Here is a 4,957-nt window from a genome sequence, read left to right as displayed (position 1 = left end):
TGCAGCCCGTACACCGGGCGGTCGGGATCGAGGTGCTGCACGAGTCCGCTGAAACCCCAAGCCAATCCGACGGCCGGATGGACGCAGAACAGCGGTGGTTCGGCACCGGCGGCGCGCAGGGGGAGAATGACGGACAGCGCTTCGCTGAGGTCCTGCTCGTCGAGCCCATCGCGGCCGGTGTCGATACGGTGGGCCAGCGACTCGGGTGTCGGATCGGTGAAGATCCACTGAACCGGCACGTTGACACCGGTCGACTCGGCCAGCCGCGCCACCAGCGTGGCCGCGGCGAGCGAGTTGCCGCCGAGGGTGAAGAAGCCGTCGTCGACGCCGACTCGCTCGATGTCGAGGGTTTGGGCGAAGGCGTCGCAGACGGTGGCCTCGAGTGCGGTCGACGGCGGACGGAACCGGGCAGGTCGCCACTGTGGTGTGGGTAGGGCTTTGTAATCCACTTTGCCGGTGGGGGTGAGGGGTATCCGGTCGACGGTGAGGATGGCCGTCGGGATCATGTGCGTGGGCAGTCGCGTTGTGAGGTGGGCGGTCAGTGCCGTGGTGTCGGGCGTGATGCCGGAGGCGGGCACGACGTAGCCGACGAGTTGATCGCTGCCATTCGGGCGGGTGTGGATCGTGACGGCGGCTTGGTCGGTATCGGGGTGGTCGCGCAGCGCGGCTTCGATGTCGCCGGGTTCGATGCGATGGCCGTTGATTTTGAGCTGCAGGTCGCTGCGGCCGATGAACCGCAGCGCGCGGTCGGCGGTCCAGGCGACGAGATCGCCGGTGCGATACATGCGTGTCCCGGGCGGCCCGTAGGGGGCGGGGACGAATCGGGCCGCGGTGGTCGCGGGCTGCCGGTGGTAACCGCGGGCGAGACCTGGTCCGGAGACGTACAGTTCGCCGACCACTCCGACTGGGACGGGGCGCAGTCTGCGGTCGAGTACGACGGCGGTGAATCCGAGCACCGGCCCGCCGATCGTCATCGGGCCGCCCGTAGTCGTGGTCAAAGGAGCATGGCCGCAGCTGACGACGGTCGTTTCGGTGGCCCCGTAGCTGTTGAGCACCGTGCGCCCCGGCGTCCATTGCGCGGCGAGGTCGGGTGGGCAGGTCTCGCCGCCGAGGATCAGGGTTTCGAGGGTGTCGACGGGGTCGGGGTGCAGTGATGCGAGCACGGTAGGCGTGATGGCGGCATGGGTGACGTGTTCGGCATCGATCAACTCGGCCAGTTCGGTGCCAGCGGCCACCGACGCGGGTGCGAGGACCAGGGTGGCGCCAGCGGCGGTCGCGCTGAGCCATTCGAGGATCGAGACGTCGAAGGTCGGCGAGGCGACGGCCAGCATCCGCGAAGCCGGGGTGAGGCCGTACCGCTCCCGTGTCTCGGCGGCCAGGTTCGCTATCCCGGTATGGGTGACCACCACTCCCTTGGGGGTCCCGGTGGAGCCGGAGGTGTAGATCAGGTAGGCCGGATGCTCCGGCCGTAGTGGGGTTGTGCGTTCGGCGTCATCGATCGCTGTCGGGGCAGCCGCCGCCGTCTTCGCGAGAAAGACGGGATCGTCGAGGGCGAGCCAGTCCAGCGCTTCCGGTAACCGGTCTCGGTAGGTATCGAGGGTCAGCCCGACGGCGGCACCGGAATCGGTGAGAATGCGCGTGACCCGGTCGCGCGGATGGGTGGGGTCGACCTGGACGAACGCGCCGCCGGTCTTGGCGACCGCCCATACGGCGATCATCGCGTCGATGCAGCGCGGCAGCGCCACAGCAACGATCACTTCCGGACCTATCCCCATATCAATGAATATCTGTGCCCACCGGTTGGAAGTTTCATCGAGTTCGCGGTACGACAGCCGCACGTCGTCGCAGACCAGCGCTTCCGTGCCGGGCGTCGTCGTGGCCGCGTCCCGTAACACCTGCGGCAACGGCGCAGGCACCGTGCCGGGCCGACCACGGACGGGCACCAGCGTGGCCTGCTCGACGGGCGAGAGCAGCTGCAGTTCGGTGAGCGGGAGGTCGATATGCGTGGCGATGGTGTCGAGCACCCGCAGCACCCGGTCGGCGAGGGCGTCGATCTGCTGTCGAGTGAACAGTTCGGGCAGGTATTCGAAGGTCAGGTGTAGCCGGGAGTCGTGGTGAGCGATCAGGCCGAGTGGATAGTGCGCGGCGTCTCGTCCCTGGACGTCGAGGACGTGCATTCCGGCGATGTCGGTGTCTTCGGACAGTCCGGTTCGGTCGACCGGGTACGACTCGAAGACGGTCACCGTGTCGAACATCGCGCCGGGACCGGCCAGCTGTTGGATCCGGGCGAGTCCGAGGTGCTGATGGTCGAGCAGGGCAGCCTGTTCGGATTGGATTCGCCGCAATAGCTGGGCGAGGGTTTCGCGGTGGTCGAGCCGGACCCGGACGGGCACGGTGTTGACGAACAGTCCGATCATCGATTCGATGCCCGGAAGCTGTGGCGGGCGCCCGGAGGCGGTGGTCCCGAAGACCACGTCTTCGCGGGCGGTCGCATTGGCGAGCACGAGTGCCCACGCCGCCTGGACGATGGTATTGAGGGTGGTCTCTTGGAGGTGGGCCACCGTCACCAGGGCCGCGGTGCGGTCCTCGTCGAGCTGCACGCGCACTTCGCCCGCTGCGGCGGTGGGTCGGCGGGCGCGGTCGGCGGGGGTCAGCAGAGTCGGCTCGGTGACACCCTCGAGTGCGTGTGTCCACGCGGTCTCCGCCGCGGCCTGGTCCTGGCTGTTCAGCCAGGTCAGGTAGTCGCGGTAGGGGCGTTCCGGGGGTAGGGCTGCGCTGTCGGTGGCGTAGAGGATCAGCAGTTCTCGGATGAGTAGTGGTGTGGACCAGCCGTCGATCAGGATGTGGTGCATGCTCAGCAGCAGCCGGTATTGCCCGGCGGCGGTGTTGATCAGGGTCAGTCGCAGCAGTGGTGCGGCGGTCATGTCGAATCGGCGGTCGGTGGTCGTGACTTGTTCGAGTGCGGCCGCGGGGTCGTCGTGTTCGGTGAGGTCGATTTCGGTGAACGGGACCTCGACGGTGTGGGGCACCACCTGGACGGGTTCGTGGGTGCCGTCGCGCACGAACGCGGTCCGTAGGTTGGGGTGTCGCCGCAGGAGGGTTTGTGCGGCGCGGTGCAGCCGGTTCGCGTCGACGAGGCCGGCGAGTTCGACACTGAGTTGCACGATGTAGGCGTCGGTGGCGTCGGTGGCGAGTTGGGCGTGGAACAGCAGTCCGGCCTGTAGTGGGGTCAGCGGCCAGATGTCGTCCAGGCCCGGGTATCGGGTTTCGAGTCGGTCGATGGTGGGTTGGTCGAGGTCGAGGAGGTCGAGGTCCGACGGAGTGAGTCCGCCGGCGTCGGGTCGGGAGGCGTGGGTGGCCAGCGCTATCACCGCGTCGGCCCATAGTCGGGCGATGTCGGTGACCTCGGTTCTGGTGAGTAGGTCGGTGGGGTAGTCCCAGGAGGCGGTCAGGGTGGGTCCGTCGGGGGTGTCGGTAGTGGCCGCGTTGATGGCGAGCACGGCTGCGGCGGTGGCGTCGGGGTTTTGGATGCCGCCGCCGTCGGTGTCGCCACCGGCGGGCATCCAGCCGATCTCGCGCAGTCCGGTGGGGATGGTGTCGAAGCGGCCGAGGTAGTTGAAGCTGACCTGCGGGTCGGGTAGTGCGGCCAGGATGGGGGTGGTGTCGGGGTTGAGGTAGCGCAGCAGTCCGTAGCCGATTCCGCGGGCGGGGACCGCGCGGAGTTGTTCCTTGACCGTTTTGGTGATCGTTGCGGCGGCGGGACCGGCGGTGAACGCGTCGTCGATGTCGATGCCGGACAGGTCCAGCCGCACCGGGTAGGTGGTGGTGAACCAGCCAACCGTGCGGGTGAGGTCGGCGCCGGGCAGTGGTGTGTCGTGGCGGCCGTGGCTTTCGAGGGTGAGCAGTGTTTCGGTGGTGGTGTGGCCGTGGTGGTGTCGCCATCGGGTCAAGGCCAGGGCGAGTGCGGCGATCAGGGCGTCGTCGACGTTGCCGTGGAACGCTTGGGGCAGGGTGGTCAGCACCGCGCGGGTGACCGCGGTCGGCAGCGTCACCTCGACGGTGGCGACGCTGGCCTGGACGTCTCGGGTCGGGTCGAGCGGGCGGGGACCGATCGCCGGGTCGGTGGTGTCGAGGGTGGCGCGCCACCAGTCGAGTTCGTCGAGGTGTTCGGCGGTGGTGTTCAGGGCGTGGGCCCAGCGTCGCATCGAGGTGCCCACGGGCGCGAGCTGCGGTGGTTGCCCCGCACTGATCTGGGCCCACGCCGTGGCGAGGTCGGGGATCAGGATCCGCCACGACACCCCATCAACGACCAGGTGATGGGCCAGCACCAGCAGCCGACCCGGCCGTTCGCCGCGGTCGAACCAGACCAGTTGCAGCATGACGCCCGCGGCGGGATCGAGGCGCTCGGCAGCCGCGTTCGCCTCCGCCTCCACGATCGCGGCGAAGGCGGCACTATCCGGCTCCGCCCGCACCGGCACCCGCCGTATCAACCCGGCCGCGCTCACCCCGGCTGCGGTTGGCTCGGCCGCGGTTGGCTCGGCCGCGGTTGGCTCGGCCGCGGTTGGCTCGGGAGTGCTCGCCTCGGTCGAGGTCACCTCGGCGGCGGTCACTCCGGTCGTGATTGCCTCGGCGGTCACCTCGGTCGCGGTCACCCCGGTCGTGCTGGCCTTGGTTGTGGTTGGTTCGGTGGTGCTGGCCTCGGCTGTGGTCATCCCGGCGGTGCTCGTCCCGGGGGCGGTCACCCCGGTCGTGGTCACCTCGGTGGCGGTGATCCCGGTCGGGGGCACCTGTAGCGTCCATCCGGTGGGGTGGGTGGGGTCGGGGTGGAGTTGGGCGCGCAGCATGTCGTGGTGGTCGATCACTGCTTGCGTGGTGGTTTCGATTCCGGTTCGGTCGATGCCGTTGGGCAGGGTGAGCATCGTCCATTGGCTGAACCGGTCGAATCCGCCGCGTTCGA

The 4,957-nt window shown here is 69.0% G+C and carries 1 protein-coding gene; it reads right to left on the bottom strand.

All coding sequences use genetic code 11. The annotated features are described in order from the left end of the window. Positions 1 to 4,957: amino acid adenylation domain-containing protein (locus ABZ293_RS41910; protein ID WP_355189899.1), on the bottom strand; the 4,957-nt coding region annotated here is incomplete at both ends.

The organism is Nocardia sp. NPDC005998, assembly GCF_040614395.1.
Classification (GTDB): Bacteria; Actinomycetota; Actinomycetes; order Mycobacteriales; family Mycobacteriaceae; genus Nocardia.
The sequence above is the reverse complement of the archived record's forward strand: the minus strand, read 5'-3'. Positions and strand labels throughout refer to the sequence as shown.